Source organism: Rhodanobacter geophilus (assembly GCF_040812275.1).
Lineage (GTDB): Bacteria > Pseudomonadota > Gammaproteobacteria > Xanthomonadales > Rhodanobacteraceae > Rhodanobacter_A > Rhodanobacter_A geophilus.
Window position 1 is genome coordinate 30,116 of record NZ_JBFOHL010000011.1, and the last position, 22,996, is coordinate 53,111.

17 protein-coding genes and 1 pseudogene are annotated in these 22,996 nt (G+C 67.1%); 13 read left to right on the plus strand and 5 right to left on the minus strand.

Annotation, left to right across the window (positions count from 1 at the left end):
* Positions 1–78 precede the first annotated feature (78 nt).
* The 8 genes from dnaN to ABQJ56_RS12905 all read left to right on the plus strand — a co-directional run bounded on the left by dnaN (position 79) and on the right by ABQJ56_RS12905 (position 8,942).
* Entirely contained in the window at positions 79–1,179 is a 1,101-nt protein-coding gene (gene dnaN, locus ABQJ56_RS12870; RefSeq protein WP_367845411.1) for a DNA polymerase III subunit beta, read from the plus strand.
* An 89-nt stretch (positions 1,180–1,268) separates the two neighbouring features.
* Positions 1,269–2,348, plus strand: a complete 1,080-nt coding sequence (gene recF / locus ABQJ56_RS12875) for a DNA replication/repair protein RecF (protein WP_367845412.1) — start codon at positions 1,269–1,271, stop codon at positions 2,346–2,348.
* Between the two features lie 68 nt (positions 2,349–2,416).
* Complete coding sequence (gene gyrB, locus ABQJ56_RS12880; RefSeq protein WP_367845413.1) at positions 2,417–4,846, plus strand: DNA topoisomerase (ATP-hydrolyzing) subunit B; 2,430 nt, start codon at positions 2,417–2,419, stop codon at positions 4,844–4,846.
* 305 nt (positions 4,847–5,151) lie between these two features.
* Positions 5,152–6,438 (plus strand): tetratricopeptide repeat protein, encoded by a 1,287-nt coding sequence (locus ABQJ56_RS12885; RefSeq protein WP_367845414.1) that lies wholly within the window; start codon positions 5,152–5,154, stop codon positions 6,436–6,438.
* Positions 6,439–6,631: 193 nt separating this feature from the next.
* Positions 6,632–7,291, plus strand: coding sequence for an energy transducer TonB (locus ABQJ56_RS12890; RefSeq protein ID WP_367845415.1), 660 nt, complete (start codon positions 6,632–6,634; stop codon positions 7,289–7,291).
* Between the two features lie 50 nt (positions 7,292–7,341).
* Entirely contained in the window at positions 7,342–8,088 is a 747-nt protein-coding gene (locus ABQJ56_RS12895) for a MotA/TolQ/ExbB proton channel family protein (protein ID WP_367845416.1), read from the plus strand.
* Positions 8,089–8,099: 11 nt separating this feature from the next.
* On the plus strand, positions 8,100–8,525 hold the full coding sequence (locus tag ABQJ56_RS12900) for an ExbD/TolR family protein (RefSeq protein ID WP_367845417.1): 426 nt from the start codon (positions 8,100–8,102) through the stop codon (positions 8,523–8,525).
* Between the two features lie 6 nt (positions 8,526–8,531).
* Positions 8,532–8,942, plus strand: coding sequence for an ExbD/TolR family protein (locus tag ABQJ56_RS12905; RefSeq protein ID WP_367845418.1), 411 nt, complete (start codon positions 8,532–8,534; stop codon positions 8,940–8,942).
* A gap of 96 nt (positions 8,943–9,038) precedes the next feature.
* On the opposite strand, the gene ABQJ56_RS12910 is transcribed toward ABQJ56_RS12905, so the two are convergent.
* Positions 9,039–9,782 (minus strand): pyridoxine 5'-phosphate synthase, encoded by a 744-nt coding sequence (locus ABQJ56_RS12910; RefSeq protein ID WP_367845419.1) that lies wholly within the window; start codon positions 9,780–9,782, stop codon positions 9,039–9,041.
* Positions 9,783–9,829: 47 nt separating this feature from the next.
* The gene (locus ABQJ56_RS12915) at positions 9,830–10,474 is read right to left on the minus strand and encodes a 4'-phosphopantetheinyl transferase family protein (RefSeq protein WP_367845420.1); all 645 of its coding nucleotides are present in this window, start codon (positions 10,472–10,474) and stop codon (positions 9,830–9,832) included.
* A 72-nt stretch (positions 10,475–10,546) separates the two neighbouring features.
* On the opposite strand from ABQJ56_RS12915, the gene ABQJ56_RS12920 reads away from it, so the two are divergent.
* A complete protein-coding gene (locus tag ABQJ56_RS12920) occupies positions 10,547–14,023 on the plus strand; it encodes a hybrid sensor histidine kinase/response regulator (protein ID WP_367845421.1) in 3,477 nt (1,158 codons plus the stop codon).
* Positions 14,024–14,091: 68 nt separating this feature from the next.
* Here the strand turns inward: ABQJ56_RS12920 and ABQJ56_RS12925 are convergent, their stop codons facing one another.
* The gene (locus tag ABQJ56_RS12925; protein ID WP_437343428.1) at positions 14,092–14,220 is read right to left on the minus strand and encodes a GDCCVxC domain-containing (seleno)protein; all 129 of its coding nucleotides are present in this window, start codon (positions 14,218–14,220) and stop codon (positions 14,092–14,094) included.
* Between the two features lie 17 nt (positions 14,221–14,237).
* Here ABQJ56_RS12925 and ABQJ56_RS12930 point away from each other — a divergent pair.
* A pseudogene (locus tag ABQJ56_RS12930) lies at positions 14,238–14,693 on the plus strand (transposase); the annotation flags it as partial.
* Between the two features lie 1,243 nt (positions 14,694–15,936).
* On the opposite strand, the gene ABQJ56_RS12935 reads toward ABQJ56_RS12930, so the two are convergent.
* Positions 15,937–16,614: a response regulator gene (locus tag ABQJ56_RS12935; RefSeq protein WP_367845422.1), complete on the minus strand. Its 678-nt coding sequence runs from the start codon at positions 16,612–16,614 to the stop codon at positions 15,937–15,939.
* Between the two features lie 95 nt (positions 16,615–16,709).
* Complete coding sequence (gene acs, locus ABQJ56_RS12940) at positions 16,710–18,650, minus strand: acetate--CoA ligase (RefSeq protein WP_367845423.1); 1,941 nt, start codon at positions 18,648–18,650, stop codon at positions 16,710–16,712.
* A 205-nt stretch (positions 18,651–18,855) separates the two neighbouring features.
* Between acs and ABQJ56_RS12945 the strand changes: the two genes are divergently transcribed.
* The 3 genes from ABQJ56_RS12945 to ABQJ56_RS12955 all read left to right on the plus strand — a co-directional run bounded on the left by ABQJ56_RS12945 (position 18,856) and on the right by ABQJ56_RS12955 (position 22,200).
* Positions 18,856–20,295: a hypothetical protein gene (locus ABQJ56_RS12945; protein WP_437343429.1), complete on the plus strand. Its 1,440-nt coding sequence runs from the start codon at positions 18,856–18,858 to the stop codon at positions 20,293–20,295.
* Between the two features lie 160 nt (positions 20,296–20,455).
* Positions 20,456–21,034 carry an acetate uptake transporter gene (locus ABQJ56_RS12950; protein ID WP_367845425.1) on the plus strand — a complete coding sequence of 193 codons (579 nt, stop codon included), beginning with the start codon at positions 20,456–20,458 and terminating at the stop codon, positions 21,032–21,034.
* Positions 21,035–21,108: 74 nt separating this feature from the next.
* Complete coding sequence (locus ABQJ56_RS12955; RefSeq protein ID WP_367845426.1) at positions 21,109–22,200, plus strand: PA0069 family radical SAM protein; 1,092 nt, start codon at positions 21,109–21,111, stop codon at positions 22,198–22,200.
* Positions 22,201–22,996 lie beyond the last annotated feature (796 nt).

Consider the following 22,996-nt stretch of genomic DNA (forward strand, 5'->3'; position numbering starts at 1 on the left):
AAAAGTTATCCACGCCGCCTACAACCACTACCAACTTTCTTTCAAAGACAGAACAGCAGGCATAGGGGACGCGCAGACATGCAATTCAGCATCCAACGAGAAGCTCTGCTCAAGCCGTTGCAACAGGTCGTGGGCGTGGTGGAACGCCGCCAGACCCTGCCGGTGCTGGCCAACCTGCTGGTGAAGGTCACGGATGGCCAGCTGTCGTTGACAGGTACCGACCTCGAAGTCGAGATGGTCGCCACCACGCCGGCAGACAAGCTGGTTGATGGCGAGATCACCATTCCCGCGCGCAAGTTCTTCGATATCGTGCGTGCGTTGCCGGACGGCGCCACGATCGAGCTGAAGCTCAATGGCGATCGCGTGGCGCTGAACGCCGGGCGGAGCCGCTTCACCTTGACCACGCTGCCGGCCAGCGAATTTCCCACGGTCGACTCGATCGAGCTGGTGGAAAAGGTCAGCCTGCCGGAAGAGGTGCTGCGTGACCTGATGGAGCGCACCGCGTTCGCGATGGCAAACCAGGACGTGCGCTACTACTTGAACGGCATGCTGCTGGACCTGCAGGAACACAGCCTGCGCTGCGTGGCCACCGACGGCCACCGGCTCGCGATGAAGGAAACCAGCCTGGCGACTTCGGTGCAGGCGCGCCGCCAGATCATCATTCCGCGCAAGGGCGTCAACGAGCTGATCGGGCTGCTGGAGCCTGGCGAAGGCGAGGTGGAGCTGGAGTTCGGCCGCAACCACCTGCGCGTGCGCCGGGGCGGAGTCACCTTCACTTCCAAGCTGATCGACGGCCGCTTCCCCGACTATGAGGCCGTGATCCCGCTGGGTGCGGACAAGACCGCCACGCTGGATCGCGAGGTGCTGCGCGGTGCCCTGCAGCGTGCCGCGATCCTGTCCAACGAGAAGTACCGGGGCGTGAAGCTGGAACTGTCGCCGGGCAAGCTTCGCATCGTGGCGCACAACCCCGAGCAGGAAGAGGCCGTGGAGGAAGTCGAGGCCGACACCCACGTCTCCGATCTCGCGGTGGGCTTCAACGTCGGGTATCTGCTGGACGCGCTGTCCGCGCTGCGCGGCGACCAGGCCCGGCTGAGCCTGCGCGACGCGCAGTCCAGCTGCCTGGTGCAGGAACACGACGGCGAGCAGGCCCGCCACGTGATCATGCCCCTGCGCCTCTGACGCATGCCTGACGACAAGCTGCACGGCATTGAGCAACGCCGGAGTCGTCGCCAGACACTCCGGCGTTCTTGCCTGGGGCGAAGCACGGCATGAGGCTGGATCGTCTACGCATCCAGGCTCTGCGCTGCCTGCACGAAGTCGAGCTGGCGCTGGCGCCGGGGCTCAACGTCTTCGTGGGCGCAAACGGGGCGGGCAAGACCAGCGTGCTGGAAGCCGTGTTCCTGCTGTCGCACGCCCGCTCGTTCCGCAGCGGGGCGCGCGATGCCTTGCTGGCGCGCGGCGCCGCGCGGCTGTCGGTGTACGCTGAATTGAGACAGTCCAGTGATCGTCTGCTTCGTCTGGGGCTTGGGCGCGAAGGATCGCGCTGGGAAGCTCGCATGGAGGGTGAGGGCACGAGTCTGGCTGACTTGATTGCCGAGTGTGCGGTGACCTGCTTCGAGCCGGGCTCGCATGCGCTGATCGCGGGTGGTGCCGAGGAGCGCCGTCGCTTTCTGGATTGGGGCGTGTTCCACGTGGAACATGGCTTTCTGGAAACCTGGCGCCGCTATCAGCGCGCCCTGAAGCAGCGAAACAGTCTGCTGCGGGCTGGGACGGAACCGGACTCGCCGCTCTACGCGCCCTGGGAAACCGAGCTGGCGGGACTCGCCGACTGGATCGACAACCAGCGCCGCACCTACCTGGAACGGTTGCGTACGCACCTCCACGACTGTGTGTCCGTCTTGCTGCCGGAACTGGGGGAGCCGGAATTGCGCTATCGCCGCGGCTGGGCCGAAGACCAGGATCTGCGCGAACAGCTGCAAGCGCAGCGGGGCCGTGATCTTGCTCGTGGACATACCGGCATCGGGGCGCATCGGGCGGACTGGTCGCTGGCCTTTGCGTACGCGCCCCAGCGTGAACATCTTTCGCGTGGACAGGAAAAGCTCACGGCGCTGGGCTGCATGCTGGCGCAGGCGAGACTGTATGCCGATCAGCACGGCGACTGGCCCATCATCTGCCTCGACGACCTGGCCTCCGAGTTGGATGAGGATCATCAGGCCGCCGTCATCGCCCAGCTTGCCGAAAGCGGGGCGCAGGTGCTGGTGACCGGCACCAGCTTGCCCGAACCGCTGCGCGGGCTGCCCCACCGCATGTTCCACGTGGAACAAGGCCGGATGACGCCCCTGCTATAATCGAGGATTGCACCGCAGCTCAACGGCTTGCATGCCGCGTCTGCCGCACCATCAGGAACCGGATTCGCATGAACGAACCCACCAACGAATCGCATTACGACTCCAGCAACATCAAGGTGCTGAAAGGCCTGGAAGCGGTCCGCAAGCGCCCCGGCATGTACATCGGCGACACCGATGACGGCACCGGCCTGCACCACATGGTGTTCGAGGTGGTCGACAACGCGATCGATGAAGCGCTGGCGGGCTATTGCGACCACGTGCTCGTGACCATCCACGACGACGGCTCGGTCAGCGTCAACGACAACGGGCGCGGCATTCCGGTCGACACCCATCCGGAAGAGGGCCGTTCCACCGCCGAGGTGGTGATGACCGTGCTGCACGCGGGTGGCAAGTTCGATGCGAACTCCTACAAGGTCTCCGGCGGCCTGCATGGCGTAGGCGTGTCGGTGGTGAACGCGCTCAGTGAACACCTGTGGCTGACGATTTACCGCGACGGCCAGGAACACCAGCAGGAATATTCGCTGGGCGAGCCGCTGTATCCGCTGAAGGTCGTCGCTCCGTCGGATCGGCGCGGTACCACGGTGCGTTTCCTGCCCAGCCCGCTGACCTTCACCCACATCGAGTTCCACTACGACGTGCTGGCCAAGCGCCTGCGCGAGCTGGCCTTCCTCAATTCCGGCGTCACCATCGACCTGCGCGACGAGCGCGGGGAAGGGCGCCACGACACGTTCGCCTACGAAGGCGGCATCAGGTCCTTCGTGCAGCACCTCGCCCAGCTGAAGACCGCGCTGCATCCGAACGTGATCAGCCTCAGCGCGCAACAGGATGGCATCACCATCGAGCTGGCGATGCAGTGGACCGACTCGTACAACGAGACGATGTTCTGCTTCACCAACAACATTCCGCAGCGCGACGGCGGCACCCACCTCACCGGCTTCCGCGCCGCGCTGACCCGCTCGCTGCAGGGCTACATCGAGAAGGAAGGCCTGGCGAAGAACGCCAAGGTGGCATTGTCCGGCGACGACATGCGCGAAGGCCTGATCGCCGTGCTGTCGGTGAAGGTGCCCGACCCGAAGTTTTCCTCGCAGACCAAGGACAAGCTGGTCTCCTCCGAGGTGAAGACCGCGGTGGAGCAGGCGGTCAACGAGAAGCTGGGCGAGTTCCTGCTGGAACACCCGAACGAGGCCAAGGCGATTGCCTCCAAGGTGGTCGATGCCGCGCGGGCCCGCGAAGCCGCGCGCAAGGCGCGCGAGATGACCCGCCGCAAGGGCGCGCTGGACATCGCCGGCCTGCCGGGCAAGCTGGCCGACTGCCAGGAAAAGGATCCGGCGCTGTGCGAGCTGTTCCTGGTCGAGGGCGATTCCGCCGGTGGTTCGGCCAAGCAGGGCCGCAACCGCAAGACCCAGGCCGTGCTGCCGCTGAAGGGCAAGATCCTCAACGTGGAGAAGGCGCGCTTCGACAAGATGCTTTCCTCCGCCGAAGTCGGCACGCTGATCACCGCGCTCGGCACCGGCATCGGCAAGGAGGACTACAACCCGGACAAGCTGCGCTACCACCACATCATCATCATGACCGACGCGGACGTGGACGGCTCGCACATCCGCACCCTGCTGCTGACGTTCTTCTACCGCCAGATGCCCGAGCTGATCGAGCGCGGCCACGTCTACATCGGCCTGCCGCCGCTGTACAAGCTGAAGCAGGGCAAGCAGGAGCTGTATCTCAAGGACGACGCGGCGCTCAACGCCTACCTGATCTCCAGCGCGGTGGACAACGCCGAACTGGTGGCCGATCCGGCCGCGCCCGCGATCACCGGCGAAGCCCTGGAGAAGCTGCTGCGCGACTACCAGGTTGCGCTGGACCAGATCGACCGCCTCGGTCATCGCTTCGACACCAGCGTGTTGTCGGCCTTGCTGGAGCACACGCCGATCACGGCGGAGCTGTGGGCCGATCCGGCCGCGATGCAGGCCTGGCTGGACGGCATCGCGCAGCGCCTCGCCGCCAGCGGGCTGGGCAAGCCGCGCTACCGGCTGTCGCTGCGTCCTGCGCAGGGCGAGCAGCCGGCGGCGATCGAGGTGGTGCGTGACCAGCACGGCCTCAGCCATACCCTGCTGCTGCCGCAGCCGTTCTTCGCCGGCGCCGAGTTCCGCCCGATCCTGCACGTCAGCCAGCAGCTGGCCGGCCTGGTCCAGGCCGAGGCAGTGGTTCGCCGCGGCAACGCTTCGCGTGGCGTCACCCGTTTCGCCGAGGTGCGCGGCTGGCTGCTGGACGAGGCGAAGAAGGGCCGCACCATCCAGCGCTTCAAGGGCCTGGGCGAAATGAACCCGGAGCAGTTGTGGGAAACCACCGTGAATCCGGAGACCCGCCGCATGCTGCAGGTCGGCATCGAGGACGCGTTCGCGGCCGACCAGATGTTCTCGATGCTGATGGGCGAGGCGGTGGAGCCGCGCCGCGATTTCATCGAGGCGAACGCGTTGAAGGTGGCCAATCTCGACATCTGAAGCCGTTCGCGGCAGGGCACGACACTGCCCTGCCGCGCCGCTGCGTCGCCCGGTTTGGTCAATGCACTAATGTATTAATGCACGATATGGCGACAGTCGTGCTGCAGCGATCCGGCGCGACCGGCCCAGGCAACCCGGCAAAATGTCGGTCAATTCGGCGGCGTATGGGGCATGTCCGCGCAAGTCATTGATCCGACAGAAGCTTTCTTGCGGCAATGCAACTTGTCACGCACGCCTCGCACAAGGTAGTCTCAACGATCCCCTGCGCACCATGCATTGCGTAAAACCCGGAAACGAGGACCGCCATGAAGCACACGCCCCTGTTCACGATGCTGGCCGGCGCCGCACTGGCATTCAGCTTCGCCGCCGCTCCCGCCTATGCGGGGGGCGCATCGAAAGACAAGCAGGCCGTGCAGTATCCGAACACCTCGCGCGTCGCGCCGAAGCTCGACCTGACCAGCGAGAAGGAACAGAAAGCGCTCAATGAGGGCCTCGACGCGGTGAACGCCGGCGACAAGGCCAAGGCCGAGCAGATCCTCCAGCCCATCGTCGACAGCAGCAAGAGCAAGTACGCCCAGGCGATCGCCCTGCAGGGCCTGGCCAACGTCACCTACAACACCGGCGACGTGAAGAGCGCGATTCCGCTGCTGAAGCGCGCGATCGACATCGGCGTGATGCCGAACGACACCTACTTCCAGCTGATGTTCGAGCTGGCCCAGCTCTACGCCGCCGACCAGCAGTACCAGGCCTCGCTGGACACCATCGCCAAGTGGCGCGCCGAGGGCAAGAAGGAAACCGCGGACTCCTACGGGCTGGAAGGCATGGACTACTACCGCCTCGAGAAGTATCCGGAGGCGATCGCCGCGATCCAGAAGGCCAAGTCGCTCACCGACAAGCCGCAGGATTCCTGGAACCAGATCCTGATGGCCAGCTATGCCGAATCCGGCAAGGGTGGCGACGCGGCGAAGATGGCCACCGACGAATACGAGAAGAACCCCACCGACAGCGGCATGCTGCACAACGCCAGCGCGATCCTGCTGCAGCAGCAGGACTATGCCGGCGCGATCAAGGTGCTGGAACAGGGGCGTTCCAACGGCGCGCTGAAGGACGAGGGCGACTGGATCAACCTGGTCAAGGCCTACCTGCTGCAGGCGCAGAACGGCGGCGATGCCAAGAGCGGCAGCGCCAAGGCACTGGCCACCTTCGACGACGGCGTGAGCAAGGGTGCGATCAAGCCCAGCGCCGCCAACTACAAGCTGGCCGGCGACGCCTCGGTGATCGGCGAGAACGACGCCAAGGCGATCGGCTACTACCAGAAGGGCGCGGCGCTGGCCAGCGACGGCGAGCTCGATGTGGCGCTGGGACGCGTCTACTTCCAGGACCAGAAGTTCGCCGAAGCCAAGAAGTACCTCACGCAGGGCCTCGGCAAGGGTGTCCAGCACAAGGGTGAGGCCTACATGGTGCTGGCCGAGGCGGATCGCGAGTTGAAGGACAAGCCCGGCGCGATCACCGCCATGATGGAGGCCGCCAAGGATCCGGCTACGTCAGCCAAGGCCAAGGACTGGCTGCGCAAGGCCGGCGTGGGCAAGTGATTGCCGAGCAAGGAAACGTGCAGCGGATGGACGTCCATCTGCCTGCCATGCAAGCGCTATACAAAAGCCAGACGCTGTTGTACCGTTGAAACCTTCCCTGCGTAACCCAGCGGCGCGTTCCGTCCATATACCAGACGGGACATGCCGGACCGGCGGTGACGCTTTCTCCGTTCCCAGCTCCAGATAGTGACAGATGGCCTCAAGTATCCACGACACTGAGCGCGACACGTTCAGTTGGAAGCGCACCTGGGCTCTGGCATTCGCCATCGGCCTGCATGCCTTCGCGTTTCTCGTGCTGCTCGCGCCGATGGCGCCGCCCAGCCAGAAGCACGAGAAGAAAGAGCAGATCGTGCAGGTGAATTTCATCGAACCGCCTCCGCCTCCGCCCCCACCGCCGCCGCCGCCGCCGGAACCGCCCAAGCAGCCGCCGCCGAAGATCATCAAGCAGGTGATCCCGCCGCCGACTCCGCCGCCGCCGACCCCGCCGCCGCCGGTGGAGGAGGTGTCGCAGAACGCGACACCTGCCGCGCCTCCGGCTCCCCCGGCACCGCCGGCTCCTCCGGCCGACATCAGCGCCGGCCAGGATCTGAGCTACAACAGCCGGATGCAGCCGCGTTATCCGCCGCAGGCCATTCGCCAGCGCCATGAAGGCACGGTGATCCTGCTGATCCTGGTGGGTGTCGACGGTTCGCCGAAGGACATCAAGGTCGACAAGTCCAGCGGATACCACGAGCTTGATCGCGCGGCGATCGATGCGGCACAGAAGTGGCGCTTCAATCCCGAGGTCAAGAACGGCAAGAAGGTGGAAGGCTACGCACGCGTTCCGGTCACTTTCAACCTCAACAACCTGTAATCCTCGTTACAGTCACTACAGTTCACGCTTGACTTCCCAAGGGTAGCGTTATGTTCCTACAGACTCCTGCACCGACCGATGCCGCCCAAGTGGCGGGCAACTCCAACGCCGAAGCCATGAAGCAGATGGGCTTCGCCAACCTCGCCCACGGCTTCGACTGGCTGGGCTGGGTTGTGTTCGTCACCCTGGTGGTGATGTCCTTCCTGTCCTGGTACTTCATCATCGCCAACAGCATCCGCAACGGCCTGGTGAAGTCGCGCGCCGACGGCGTGATCAACGGCTTCTGGAACAACCCGTCCACCCAGGACGCGATCCGCGAGCTGGAAACCCAGCCCAAGGGCGAACCGTTCTCGAAGATCGCGCTGGACGCCGCCTCGGCGGTCGCCCACCACCAGCAGGCCAACAAGGGTGGCCTGGCCGAGTCGCTGAGCCGTTCCGAGTTCGTCGACCGCGCGCTGCGCCAGGCCGTGGCCCGCGAGAGCCTGCGCCTCGAAGGCGGCCAGACCCTGCTCGCCACGGTGGGTTCGTCGGCACCGTTCGTCGGTCTGCTCGGTACCGTGTGGGGCATCTACCACGCCCTGATAGGCATCGCCGCCAGCGGCAACGCTTCGATGACCGCGGTGGCCGGCCCGGTGGGTGAGGCGCTGATCATGACCGCGATCGGTCTGTTCACCGCGATCCCGGCGCTGCTCGCGTTCAACTTCTTCAACCGGTCGAACCGCGTCATCTTTGCCCGTTTCGACGAGTTCGCGCACGACCTGCACGACTTCTTCGCGACCGGTTCGCGCGTCGAGTGAGGGCCTGATCCATGGCAATGAGCGTCGGAGGCAATACCGGCGGTCCGGTTTCGGAAATCAACGTCACGCCGCTGGCTGACGTGATGCTGGTGCTGCTGATCATCTTCATGATCACGGCACCGCTGATGTCCCATCCGGTCACCATCACGGTGCCGATCGCGAATCCGAAGAGCACCGAGGACAAGGCGCCGGAAACCCCGCCGCTGGATCTGGCGATCAAGGACGACGGCTCGATGTACTTCCAGGATCAGCCGGTCACCGAAGCCGGGCTGAAGAGCCAGCTTGCGGTGGCGGCGCAGAAGTCGCCGCAGCCGGAGCTGCAGATCCGTGCCGACAAGGCGATCGAGTGGAAGACCGTGCGCAAGGTCATCAGCGACGCCAAGGGCCAGGGCATGGTGCACGTCGGCTTCATGACCACCGCGCCGGCGAAGGAGTAAGCAACCATGGCCTTTTCCACCAAGACCTCGGGCGGCCCGATGGCGGACATCAACATCACGCCGCTGATCGACGTGATGCTGGTGCTGCTGATCATCTTCATGGTGACGGCGCCGATTCCGCTGCTGAAGGTCAAGATCGACCTGCCGCAGCCGAATCCGAACCAGACCCCGCCGACGAACCCGCCGGAACCGATCAACCTCAAGATCGACCAGAGCGGCGCGTTCTACTGGAACGACACGCCGGTGGACGAACTGGGCCTCAAGGCGCAGTTCGCGGTGATCGCCCAGCAGACCAACCAGCCGGAAATCCAGATCAAGGCCGCGGATGCCACCGCCTACCAGTACGTCGCTACCGTGCTGGCCGACGCGAAGCAGTACAACCTGGTCAAGATCGGATTCACCGACAGCGAGCAGTAAGCCCGCGACCGTCGGACAACAGCGTTACCCGCGCCAACCCCCGCTTCGTGCGGGGGTTGGCGTTTGTGGGAATCAGGAGCGACCGTCGGATATGGCTCAGCGCAGGATCTGCAGGTAGTTGCGCACCGTGGTGGCCAGGCCTTCGTACAGCGCCTCGCCGATCAGCGCATGGCCGATCGATACCTCGGCCAGCCCCGGGATCGCGGCCATGAACGTGCCCAGGTTCGCCTGGCTGAGGTCGTGCCCCGCGTTCACCGCCAGCCCCGCCTGTTGCGCCTGTCGCGCGGTGGCGGCGCATTCCGCGAGCACCGCGTCGGGTTCGCCCTCGGCGAACGCCTCGGCGTAGGGACCGGTGTAGATCTCGATGCGCTGCACGCCGATCGCCTTCGCCGCCGCGAAATCCTGGCTGCCGGCATCCACGAACAGGCTGACCCGGCTGCCGATCGCGTTGAGCTCATCCACCAGCGGGCGCAACCGGTCCAGGTCGCGCGCCAGGTCGAAGCCGTGGTCGGAGGTGATCTGGCCGTCGCCGTCGGGCACCAGGGTCACCTGGGACGGACGCACCTCGCGCGCCAGCGCGAGCAGGCCGGGATAGTCGCCGCGCGGCGCGGCGAACGGGTTGCCCTCGATGTTGTATTCCACCCGCCCGCGCAACATCGCGGCCAGTGCGCGCACATCGTCGGGGCGCACATGGCGCAGGTCCGGCCGCGGATGCACGGTGATGCCACCGCAGCCGTTCTCGATGCAGGTCTGCGCCGCCTGGCAGATGTCGGGCTCGTGGCCGCCGCGCGAATTGCGCAGCACGGCGATCTTGTTGAGGTTGACGCTGAGCAGGGTCATGGCGGATGGATCGTCATGGGGGAAACGGGAACGCAACACTGCGCCGATCACGTCGCATCGGCAAGCGCGAAGCGACGGATGCGCCGCGGCGCACCGCGCCAGGCCAGCGCGGCGAACGCATCGGCGCCGACATCCAGCCGCTGCAGTTGCCAGGTCGCGGGATCTTCGCCGTCGAGCCACAGCAGCCCCAGTCCCGTCGCGTCACTGCGGATCGCCAGCCGGTCCAGCCCGAACGCGAGGCCGCGACCCAGCGCCTTCAGCACCGCTTCGCGTCCGGTCCACAGTTCGAGGAAGGCGGTGTGGCGCGCGCCTTCGTCCAGCGTGGCGAGCCAGGCGGCTTCGTCGGCAGTGAAGAAGCGCTGCGCGATCTCCAGCGCGCTGGCGCGCGTGCGGCGCAGCTCCAGGTCGATGCCGGGCGCGATGCCGCGCGCCACGGCCAGCAGTGCCTGCTCGCCACTGTGCGACCAGTTGAAGTCCAGCGTGTCGCCGTGGGCGGGGTCCAGGGCGGGACGGCCGTGCTCGCCCGCCACCAGCCGCACTGCCGCCGGCTCGATGTCCAGGTAGGCCGCGAGCAGGCCCAGCAGCGGTGCGCGCCCCGCACCCCGGGGGCGGCGCAGGCGCCAGACGTGAATCTCGTCAGCATGCAGGGGCTCTGCTACTTTCGCGGGCAGGAATCCGTCGATGGCTTGCATGCGCGCATGCTGACGGACAGGCGCCGCCGCGCACAAGCGGCGGTTCGCATCACCGAAGCTGGGAGAGGGTGCTTGATCGCCGGCTGGCTGCTGCTGCTGGTATCGCTGCTGTACGTGGGGCTGCTGTTCGGCGTGGCCTGGCTGGGCGACCATCGTCCGCTGTACCCGCGCCAGCCGCGCCTGCGGCCCTATGTGTACGCGCTGGCGCTGGCCACCTATTGCACCTCGTGGACGTTCTACGGCGCGGTGGGCACGGCCGCGCGTTCCGGGCTGGCCTATCTGCCGATCTATCTGGGGCCGATCCTGCTGTTCGTGTTCGGTTTCGGCCTGATGCGGCGCCTGGTGCGGGTAGCCGCCCGGCGCAACATCATCTCGATCGCCGACTTCATCGGTGCGCGCTTCGGCAAGTCGCACGGGCTGGCGGCCCTTGTGGCGGTGATCGCGGTGGTGGCGGTAGTGCCGTATCTGGCACTGCAGCTGAAGGGCGTGGCGATGTCGTATGCGGTACTGCAGGGCACGGCGTCGGCATCGGGGCCGATCGGCGACACCGCGCTGTGGTGCGCGCTGCTGCTGGCGGTCTTCGCGATCCTGTTCGGCACGCGCAGCATCGACGCCAGCGAACACCACCACGGCCTGATGCTGGCGATCGCGCTGGAATCGCTGATCAAGCTGCTGGCCTTCGCCGTCCTGGCGCTCTACGCGTACTGGCATGCGCCCGATCCGCAGGCGGTGCTGGCGCTGCCGCTGCAGCACGTGGACCAGGTCGTGCAGCCCAGCTTCATCGCCCAGGCGGTGCTGGCCTTCTGCGCGATGTTCTGCCTGCCGCGGCAGTTCCAGATCGGCGTGGTGGAATGCGAGGACGTGAACGATCTCGGCCGTGCGCGCTGGCTGATCCCCGGGTACATGGCCGTGGTCAGCGTCGCCGTGCTTCCGATCGTGGCGGCCGGCAGCTTGCTGCCCGCCGTGCGCGACGGCGCGCCCGACGCGTGGGTGCTGAACCTGCCGCTGGCGCACGGCAGCCATGGCATGGCCCTGCTGGCCTACCTCGGCGGCTTCTCCGCCAGCACCGGCATGGTGATCGTGGCGGCGGTGGCGCTGTCCACCATGGTCAGCAACGACCTGGCGATGCCGCTGCTGCTGCGCATCCGTCATCTGCGGCTGGAGCAGCGCAACGACGTGTCGCGATTGCTGTTGCGCGTGCGCCGCTGCGCGATCGTGGTGCTGGCCCTGATGGCGTATGCCTACTACCGCCTGGCCGCGGACGTGGAAAACCTGGCGGCGACCGGCCTGCTGTCGCTGGCGGCGGTGGCGCAGTTCGCGCCGGCGATCGTGGCGGCGCTGTACTGGCGCGGCGCCAGCCGGCGCGGCGTGGTCGTCGGCCTGCTGGCCGGGTTCGCCCTGTGGATCTACACGCTGCTGCTGCCGGCGATGAACCACGCGGCGCCATGGCTGCAGCACGGCCCGCTGGGTCTGTCCTGGCTGCGGCCACAGGCACTGTTCGGCACCCATGACTGGGATCCGGTGCTGCACAGCACGTTCTGGTCGCTGCTGGTCAACGTGGCCTGCCTGGTGTTCGTCTCGCTGCGCTGGCGGCCCAGCCTGGAGGAACGGCTGCACGCGGCAATGTTCGTCGACCTGCATGCGACCAGCCGCGTCGGCGCGGGCGACTGGCGCGGCCGCGTGCGGGTGGCCGACCTGCGCACCATCGCCGAACGCATCATCGGCGTGCGCGGCGCCCAGCGCGCGTTCGACGACTATGCGCAACGCAGCGGCAAGCCGCTGCAGCCGGGCGAGGCGGCCGAGCGCGCGCTGATCCAGCACACCGAGCGCCTGCTCGCCGGCGCGGTGGGCACGGCCAGCGCGCGGCGCATCCTGATGGGCGTGCTGTCCGGCTCGGGACTGGACATCGCCGAGGCGATGGCGCTGATGGACGAGGCCTCGCAGGAACTGCGCTTCAACCGCGAACTGCTGTCCACCACGCTGGAGAACGTCTCGCAGGGCATCAGCGTGGTCGATGCGCAGATGCGCGTGGTGGCGTGGAACCGGCGCTACCTGGAACTGTTCGGCTACCCCGACGGCATGGTCTACGTGGGCGTGCCGGTGGCCGAGCTGATCCACTGGAACGCCGAGCATGGCGAATGCGGCCCCGGCGAGGCGCCCGCGCAGGTCGCCAAGCGACTCGCCCACCTGCGCGCCGGCACGCCCCACGTGTTCCAGCGCGTGCGCGCGGACGGCAGCACCATCGAGATGCGCGGCCGCGCCCTGCCAGGTGGCGGCTACGTCACCACCTACACCGACGTCACCGCGTACAAGCGCGCCGAGCAGGCGCTGATCGAGGCGAACGAGACGCTGGAGCAGCGCGTGGAGCAGCGCACCGCCGAGCTCAGCGAGGCATTGGTCGCCACCGCGCAGGCGCAGCGCACCGCCGAGGCCGCCAACGCCTCGAAAACGCGCTTCCTCGCCGCCGCCAGCCACGACCTGCTGCAACCGCTGAACGCCGCGCGCCTGTTCACCTCCGCGCTGCGCCAGCAGCCGGCGCTGGACGCGGAATCGCGGCAGCTGGCCGAACGCATCGATGTCGCGTTCCGTGCCGCCGAAGACCTGCTCGACGCCCTGCTCGACACCTCGCGCCTGGACACCGGCAGCTACCAGCCGGAGATCGGCGATTTCGCGCTGGCCGAATTGTTCGAATCGCTGCAAGGCCAGTTCGCGGTGCTCGCCGAGCAACGCGGCCTGCGCCTGCGCGTGGCGCCCACCCGGCTCGCCGTGCGCAGCGATCCGCAACTGCTGCGTCGCGTGCTGCAGAACTTCCTCTCCAACGCGCTGCGCTACACCCAGCGCGGCAGCGTGCTGCTGGGCGCGCGGCGTACCGGCGGCGAGGTGCGCGTCGAAGTGTGGGACACCGGCCCCGGCATCGCCGCCGAACAGCGCGCGCGCATCTTCGGCGAGTTCCAGCGGCTGGAGCAGCCCTCGCCGTGGGGCGAGAAGGGACTGGGCCTGGGCCTGTCGATCTGCGACCGCATCGCCACCATGCTCCACCACCGGCTCGACCTGCACTCGCGCCCCGGCCACGGCAGCTGCTTCGCGGTGATCGTGCCGCGCGCCATCGCCGCGCCGCCGCGCCGGCAGGTGGTGCGCCGCGGCGGCAGCGACGAACAGCTGCCGCTCACCGTGCTGTGCCTGGACGACGATGCGGCCATCCTCGACGGCATGCGCGCCCTGCTCGGTCGCTGGGGCGTGGACTGCCGCACCGCCCGCGATGCAACCGCCGCCGCCGCCGAACTGTGCCGTGGCCCGGTCGACCTGATCCTCGCCGACTATCATCTCACCGAAGGCGTCGACGGCCTGCAGGTGCTGCAGCAGCTGCGCGCCGTCCGCGACCCGCTGCCGCCCGCCGCGCTGATCACCGCCGACGGCAGCAGCGAGCTGAAACAGCGCGCCCGCGCGCTCGGCTACCCGCTGCTGCACAAGCCGGTAAAGCCGGCCGCGCTGCGGGCCTTGCTGACGGCGCTGGCGAGGAAGCAGGCAGAAGGGAGCGTTGGCGCCTGAGCGGGTACAACGCAGCGGGATGGCGTGCGATCAAGAGACGCGAGGCGCGAGTCCGCTCGGAGCAGGAGTCAGCCGCAGCAGCCGGTCGCCGAACCCGCGGCTTGGACGGGCGGGCACTCGACGGTGCCATAGGAACAGAAGACGCAGCAGTCGCCGGCCCGCGGCCTGAGCAACTCCTTGCAGAGTGTGCCGGGCATTGGCCTTCGAAGCCCACGCGCGTCAGGACGAGCAGTGTGTCCGACTGCGCGTCGTCACCGGTATCGGTGCACTCACCGCCGATGCGGCGGTGGCCACGGTGGGCAACGCTCGCGAATTCAGGCAGGGACGACAGATGGCAGCGTGGCTGGGCCTGGTGCCCGTACAACACTCCAGCGGCGGGCATGCGCGACTGGGCGAGATCAGCGGTCGGGGCGATGCGTACCTGCGCACGCTGCTGATTCAGGGCGCACGCAGTAGCTTGCAACGCGCCAAGGCGGTCACCCTCGAGAAGGCCACGCCCGAACAGCGCTGGATCCGCTCCCTCGACGGGCGCATGCCCTTCGGCAAGGTGATCGTGGCCATCGCCAACAAGCATGCCCGACAGATCTGGGCGATGCTGGCGCACGATGTGGACTACGACCCCTGCGCCTGCCTGAACCATCCGATGCACCGGCAAACCCACACGGCCTGAAAGCAAGGTTTCGTTCCAACGTCAGCGCGAAGCGGTAGACAACAGGTCAGACCACCCCGGAGAGAACCTGACTAACTAAATGGACGTCCAAACGGTGTACCGGCTGATCCCCGGGCACCGGACAGTCCGATGAACGAACGAGGTCTTCGGGTGCGGTTTATACACAGGTCCGAGTCGGCAGCATCGATTCAACAAGACCGGTTACGGAAATGCAGCCTGACACTCGTTGTACCCGCGCAGCACTGACACGCAATACGTCACATCAGGACAACACCACGACCAGCAGCGGCCCGAAAGCTCAGGGCAAAAACGTCATGCGGCTGGAGTTGACGGGAAGTCTCTTACGGAAATGTTATGCCCCACCCTCGGGCGGTGACGGTTTGAACCGCACAAGCTTTTCAATACAAGCATGGGCGTCACGTAGCCATTGAGCAAGGTCCGACCAAGATATGGTGTGACTGGACATGGTAAGGCCACGCTCTAGTGGCATGAGAGCAACACTGGTCCCTTGGGGCAGTTCACCTCGGAGCGCGGCGCCCTCCAAGTGAGCCAGCGTATGCCTCAACTGTGTGATCTGGTTTTCTGCGGACTGGCTAAAAAAGCTCAGGTCACGGGGAATTATTGCTTTAAGTTCGATCTCTGCGGACTTGAGCGAGCGTAGAGCACGCACGTGCTTGATAAACCGCTCCAAATGCCAGATGCAACACTCAAAATGAGTAGTCGCTTGGGCGATGTGGGCGATACCGAACTGATCTGGTGTACGACCATGGAACGTTAATATGGCTTGGCGGCCTAGCTCGTATTCCAGTATTGCCGCATCGTGTAGACGAACACAGTTGACAAACAATGCGTGCGCGACCGTGTCCGATGACCCACCACCTACAAACATACGCAACAGCGCCGCCCACTCTGTCTGCGCACGTAGCGAAGACAGGTCTGGGATATTCGATGGAGGAAGAAGAGTGTCTTGGGGCATAACTTAAATTCGGTTGTCGAATGAAGCCTAATCCCGCAGCCTAACCGCGCCAAGTGGGCACAAGCCGTCGGAAGCTTCCTATACGAATCAACAAGTTCCCCTGATCGCGCCGTCTAATCCCGCCGGCTAATCTCGCAGCCTTTCCCACGGGGGCGAGCATGCACCGATCCTCTCACCCGTTGTCGGTGTCGGCAAGCGCCATCGAGGACACGGGGCCATGGCAGGTAATGATGCGTGGTTCGCTTGCATGCATCCCGCGGCCGCGCCTCACTCCCCTTCCTCGTCCTCCGGCAGCGGCTGCATTGCGCCGGGTTCGACGGCGAGCTGGCTGGCGGCGAGGGCGACCTGGGTGCGGTTGTTGACGCCGAGCTTGCGCATGATCGCGGTCATGTGCGCCTTGACGGTGGCTTCGGAGACGCCGAGTTCCCAGGCGATCTGCTTGTTGAGCAGGCCTTCGGCGATCATGGTGAGCACGCGGAACTGCTGCGGCGTGAGCGCGGCGACGCGGGCGGCGATGTCGGCCTCGTCGGGCTTGAGTTCGGCGCGGCCGCCGACGAGTTGCGGCGGCAGCCACACGTCGCCGTCGAGCACGGCGCGGATCGCGCGGACGATGTCCTCGCCGGCGGTGGACTTGGGGATGTAGGCGGCGGCGCCGTGGGCGAGCGCGCGGCGCGCGACCTGGGCCTCCTCGTGGCCCGAGACCACGATGATCGGCAGGCCGGGGTATTGGCCGCGGATGTGCGCCAGCGCGGAGTAGCCGCGCGCGCCGGGCATGTGCAAGTCGAGCAGCAGCAGGTCGGCATCGGGGTGTTGCTCGATGAGCGTGTACAGGCCATGCACGCTCTCGGCGCTGCGCACCTGCGCCTGCGGCAGCGCGGCGAGCACCGCGCGCTGCAGCGCATCGCGGAACAGCGGGTGGTCGTCGGCGATCAGGATGTCGGGCATGGGGGAGCTTCGATCAACCCGGTAGGAGCGGCTTCAGCCGCGATGCTTTTGCTCGTTACGGAAGAGCTATCGCGGCTGAAGCTCCTACGAGTGGGTCATTTGATCAATCGTTCCTCGACCAGGCTCTTCACCACGCCGGGATCGGCGAGGGTGGAGATGTCGCCGAGCTGGTCGGGCTGGTTCTCGCCGATCTTGCGCAGGATGCGGCGCATGATCTTGCCCGAGCGCGTCTTGGGCAGGCTGGGCGCCCACTGGATGTAGTCGGGCGTGGCGATCGGGCCGATCTCCTTGCGCACCCAGGCCACCAGTTCCTTCTTCAGTTCGTCGCTGCCGCTTTCGCCGGCGATCAGCGTGACGTAGGCGTAGATGCCCTGGCCCTTGATCTCGTGCGGGCAGCCCACCACGGCGGCCTCGGCCACCTTGGGGTGCGCCACCAGCGCGCTTTCCACCTCGGCGGTGCCGATGCGGTGGCCGCTGACGTTGATCACGTCGTCGACGCGGCCGGTGATCCAGTAGTAGCCGTCCTCGTCGCGGCGCGCGCCGTCGCCGGTGAAGTAGTTGCCGGGATAGGCGCTGAAATAGGTCTCGATGAAGCGCTGGTGGTCGCCGTACACGGTGCGCATCTGGCCGGGCCAGGAGTCGGTGAGCAGCAGGTTGCCCTCGCAGGCGCCTTCCTGCACCTCGCCGTTGGCGTCGACGATGGCGGGCTTGATGCCGAAGAACGGCTTGGTGGCGGAGCCGGGCTTGGTGGCGATGGCGCCGGGCAGCGGGGTGATCAGGATGCCGCCGGTCTCGGTCTGCCACCAGGTGTCCACGATCGGCAGGCGGCTCTCGCCCACCACGCGGTGATACCACTCCCATGCCTCGGGGTTGATCGGCTCGCCCACCGTGCCCAGCACGCGCAGCGAGGCGCGCGAGGTCTTCTTCACCGGCGCCTCGCCCTCGCGCATCAGCGCGCGGATCGCGGTGGGCGCGGTGTAGAACAGCGACACCTTGTGCTTGTCCACCACCTGCCAGAAGCGGCTGAAGTCGGGATGGTTCGGCACGCCGTCGAACATCACCGTGGTGGCGCCGTTCGCCAGCGGGCCGTACACCACGTAGCTGTGGCCGGTGACCCAGCCCACGTCGGCGGTGCACCAGTACACGTCGTCCTCGCGCAGGTCGAACACGCATTCGTGGGTGTAGCTGGTGTAGACGAGGTAGCCGGCGCTGGTGTGCAGCACGCCCTTCGGCTTGCCGGTGGAGCCGGAGGTGTAGAGGATGAACAGCGGGTGCTCGGCTTCCATCGGCTCGGCCGGGCAGTCGGCGCTCTGGCCGTCCATCAGGTTGTGCCAGTAGCGGTCGCGCGGTGATTGCATCGGCACCGCGCTGCCGGTGCGACGCACCACCACCACGGTTTCCACGCTGTTCGTGCCGGGGCGCTTGAGCGCCTCGTCCACGTTGACCTTGAGCGGGATCTTCTTGCCGCCGCGCACGCCCTCGTCGGCGGTCACCACCAGCTTGCACTGCGAGTCGGCGATGCGCCCGGCCAGCGAGTCGGGCGAGAAGCCGCCGAACACCACGGAGTGGATCGCGCCGATGCGCGCGCAGGCCAGCATCGCCACCGCGGCCTCGGGGATCATCGGCAGGTAGATCGCCACGCGGTCGCCCTTGGCCACGCCGAGGTGCTTCAGCGTGTTGGCGAACTTGCACACCTCGGCGTGCAGCTCGCGGTAGGTCAGCTTGCGCGATTCGTCCGGGTCGTCGCCCTCGAAGATGATCGCCACCTTGTCGCCGCGTTCCTTCAGGTGCCGGTCGAGGCAGTTCGCCGCCACGTTGAGCGTGCCGTCCTCGTACCAGCGGATGTGCAGGTTCTTCGGGTCGAAGGAGACGTCCTTGATCTTCGTGGGCTTCTTCGCCCAGTCCAGCCGCTCGCCCACCTTGGCCCAGAAGCCTTCGGGGTCCTGCACCGACTCGGCGTACAGCCGCTCGTAATCGTCCTTGCGGATGCGCGCCCTGGCGGCGAACGCGGGGTCGACGGGATGGATCGTGGACATGCGGGTCTCCTGCTGACGAGGGTGGGACGAGGCGGGCGTGGCGCCGTGTGCGAAAGGCATGGACAGGCTTTCGAGTGTAGCGGCGTCGCCGCGGCGGCGAGGAGCCCCGCGCATCGACTTTGGTCGAGGTACGACCATCGGGGAATAGTCATGCGCGCGCGGGCATGAGCATGCTCGTCCCACTGTCATCTTGGGGATGTCCTTCATGAGCCCGACACTTATCCGTCGCTGCCGCCGGCCACTGGCGCTGGGCGTTGCCTGCGCGTTGGTGCTGCCGTGGGCGGCGCAGGCCCAGACCGGCACGCCGCCGGCCACGAACGCGGCCACCACCAGCGCGCGCGAGCAGCAGCTGGAGCAGCGGGTGGACCAGCTGGAGCAGGAGCTGGCCCAGCTCAAGCAGATGATCCAGGCGCAGAAGCAGCAGGCGGCCAGCCCGCCCGCGCCGGCCGCGCCGGCGCGGAATGTCGCCGCCGCGCCGGCCAGCTCGTCCAGGCCGGTGTTCACCAGCGCGCCGGGCGTGTCGGTGGCGCTGCACGGCTTCATCAGCGCCAGCGCCTTCAGCCAGAACAAGAGCTTCGCCTACGGCAACGGCCAGAATGCGGAGTATCCGGTGGCCGGCGGCTCCAACGGCTCGCTCAGCGGCGTGGACGTGCGCAACACGCGCTTCTGGCTCGACTTCAGCGGTGCCAGGCTGACGGGCGACTGGATCGGTGGCGGCCGCATCGAGATGGATTTCTTCGGCGGCTACAACGGCACCGGCGCCTACAGCCAGCAGCAGCCCACGCCGCGCCTGCGCCAGGCCTACATGGAGCTGACCAATCCGGACACCGGCAGCACGATACGCATCGGCCAGCAGTGGGAGCTGCTGTTCCCGCTCGACAACGTGACCGCCTCGCTGTCGCACATCGCGTTCCCGCTGGGCTTCGGCACCGGCATGATCGGCTGGCGCTTCCCCGGCGTGGTGTGGATGCAGGATCTCAACCACGGCAGCGATGGCGTGAAGTGGCGGCTGGACCTGGGCGCGTTCGAGGGTTCCTGGAACGGGCCGGACGGTGCGGTCAACAACACCAACTACCTGACCGCCGGCAACGCCGGCTTCCGCCCGCAGCTGGAAGCGCGCCTGCACGCGCAGGGCGGGAACTGGCTGGCCTACGCGGTGGCGCACTACAGCGAGGTGGACCTGCGGGGCGTGGGCGGCACCGCGCCGACGCCGGTGCAGTCCAGCGTGAAGAGCGTGGGCTACGAGCTGGGCGGCCAGTGGAAGCCCGGCCCGTGGGTGTTCCGGGCCAATGCCTACACCGGCAAGGGCCTCGGCGAGGTGTTCGGCGACCTGTCGCAGTTCGGCGACATCAAGGACACCGGCGGCTACCTGCAGGCCGGCTACAACTTCACGCCGAACTGGAGCCTCAATGCGCTCTACGCGACCAGCAAGCTCAACAGGGACGACGTGGTCCGCTGGATGGGCAACGGTTCCACCGGCCTGCTGCGCGGCCGCCAGACCGGGTTGAACCTGGACTACGCGGCCGGCAACTACGAGCTCGGCCTCGAGTGGCTGTACGGCTGGCTCGACAGCACGAGCAACGGCACCAACACCAGGACCAGCAGCGGCAACCAGGTCAGCGTGAGCGCGCTGTACCACTTCTGACAAACGGCGGCGGTCCCAAGGGTGCCGCCCGCCGCGTTCCGTTTCACGCCGGCGGGTACGCCCGCGGCGACACGAGCCGGTGCGCGGTGCGTGGATGGCCCGCCGCGCGCGCTGGACACGGCATCCGGCATCGCCATCCGACCACCTGGGGAACGCCACGATGAGCGACGCGAGCACGCAAGCGAAGTTTTCCAATCCTGCACCGCTGGGCCTGGCCGGCTTCGCGCTGACCACCTGGCTGCTCAGCATGATCAACGCCGGCTGGTTTGGCGGCGAGGCGATGGGCATGGTGCTGGCCTGCGCCATGGCCTACGGCGGCACCGCGCAGGCCATCGCCGGCGTGATGGAGTTGCCGCGCGGCAACACCTTCGGCGCCACCGCCTTCCTCAGCTACGGCGCGTTCTGGTGGTCGTTCGCGCTGTTCGTGCTGTTCCTGCACGACAAGGTGCCCGCCGCCTTCGTCGGCTGGTACCTGTTCCTGTGGGGCGTGTTCACGTTCTACATGTGGCTGGGCACGTTCCGTGCGCCGCGCGCGCTGCAGCTGATCTTCCTCGCGCTGTGGATCACCTTCTTCCTGCTCGCGGCAGGCGAGTGGACCGGCATCGCCGGCCTGCACCAGGCGGGCGGCTACATGGGCCTGCTCACGGCGGCGCTGGCGTTTTACCTGTCCGCCGCCGAGATCGTCAACGACAACCAGCAGCGCACGGTGCTGCCGGTGGGTGCGCCGCGCGCCGCGTGACGACGGGCACATCGCGGCTGCGGCCGCGGCGGGGTGTCGCCCGTGCTGAGACATGGCGGGCGCACACTGCACCGATGGAATTCCGCGACACGCCGCCAACGGCCATCAAGGGCCGCGGCGCCGCCTCCAATCCGGAAGGGCGCTTCGAAACCATCCGCCATCACGCGGAGGACGACGGCTGGCAAAGCGCGTTGCTGGACGAGGCCGCACCGCGGCCGCGCACCGAGGTCACCGAGGAGCGCGCGCGCAGCGTCATCACCCGCAACGATTCGCCCGACATCGCCTTCGAGCAGGCGCTGAACCCGTTCCGCGGTTGCGAGCACGGCTGCGTCTACTGCTTCGCGCGGCCCAGCCACAGCTATCTCAACCTCTCGCCCGGGCTGGACTTCGAAACGAAGATCCGCGCCAAGGGCAACCTTGCCGACGTGCTGCGCGCCGAACTGGCGAAACCCGGCTACGTGCCGAAGCCGATCAACATCGGCAGCAACACCGATCCTTACCAGCCGATCGAGAAAAAATGGCGGCTCACCCGCGCCGCGCTGGAGGTGCTGGCCGAATGCCATCACCCGTGCACGATCGTCACCAAGAACGCGCTGGTGGAGCGCGACCTCGACCTGCTCGCCGCGATGGCGCGCGAAAAGCTGGTGCAGGTGTTCGTCTCGGTGAATTCGCTGGACAACCACCTCGCCGCGAAACTGGAACCGCGCGCCAGCGCGCCGCACCGCCGCCTCAAGGCCATCGCCGCGCTGGCCGCGGCCGGCGTGCCGGTGGGCGTGCTGGTGGCGCCGATCATCCCCGCGCTCAACGACATGTACATGGAGGCCGTGCTCGAACGCGCGCACGAAGCCGGCGCGCGCTGTGCCGGCTACACCGTGCTGCGCCTGCCGTGGGAGCTGAAGGCGCTGTTCCGCGAATGGCTGGCGCTGCATGCGCCGCAGCGCGCCGGGCACGTGATGAGCCTGGTGCGCCAGATGAACGGCGGCCGCGACTACGACAGCGACTTCCGCACCCGCATGCGCGGCCAGGGCGTGTTCGCCGAGCTGCTGCGCAAGCGCTTCGAGGTGGGCTGCCGCCGGCACGGCTTCGGCCGGGCGCGCGAGCTGCGGCTCGATTGCACGCGCTTCGCGCCGCCGCGCAAGCCGTCACCGCAGGGAGAGTTGTTCTGAACACCTTGCGACTCGCCCGGCACAATACGCACGAATGGACGGCTTGAACGGGAGATCCCAATTGGATGCGGCCACGGAAGCATTTGCTGTCGATGCGTCGCTGCGGGAAGCGCTTGCATCCTGTTACGAGGAAATCATGTGGCTTGCCCGGCGCAAAGGCGTGCAGCCGTCGGTGGCGCGCGCCTGGTACACGCACGCCCGTGCGGAGAAACTGAAGCGCCAGCTCCGGCGATTTACCGGCATGGTGTCTGCCCAGGCTCTGCGCGATCCCGGGCAAGCGCTGGTGCTTGAACATTACGAGGGTATCCAGCGGCGATTGACCCGGATGGTTTCCGAGCACTTGAAGGGCGGGAGCAATGCGGAGGATTTCATTGCGCTGCTGATCGAGTGCGAGCAAGTCCATATCGTGACCAGGGCGGAAAACCATGCAGCAGCCAAGGCCAGAGGCGACTATGCGGCGGCCGGAATCGAGCTGGTGCCGTGGAGTCGGATCGACGTGAATGTCAGGGGTTATTTGTGGAAGAGAGTCCTGAATGGACGCGTGGCAAACGCCGCGGACTTCTCGCCGATGATTCAGGCCACGGCCGACGACGGGCATGCATCCGCAAGCCAACCGAACGAGGAAGAACGGTGGCTGGAGGCTTGTGTTGTTGTGCGCATGCCGAAGAGCATGGCTTGGCAGCCAGCCTCATCCCCATGTCAGGCTACTTCGAGCCTCGCGTCCCCTTCGTCGCTCGACCACGGGCATCCTGCAGGGTGTTGCCGCACGCATCCGGTTGCGGCGTCGGCCGGAACG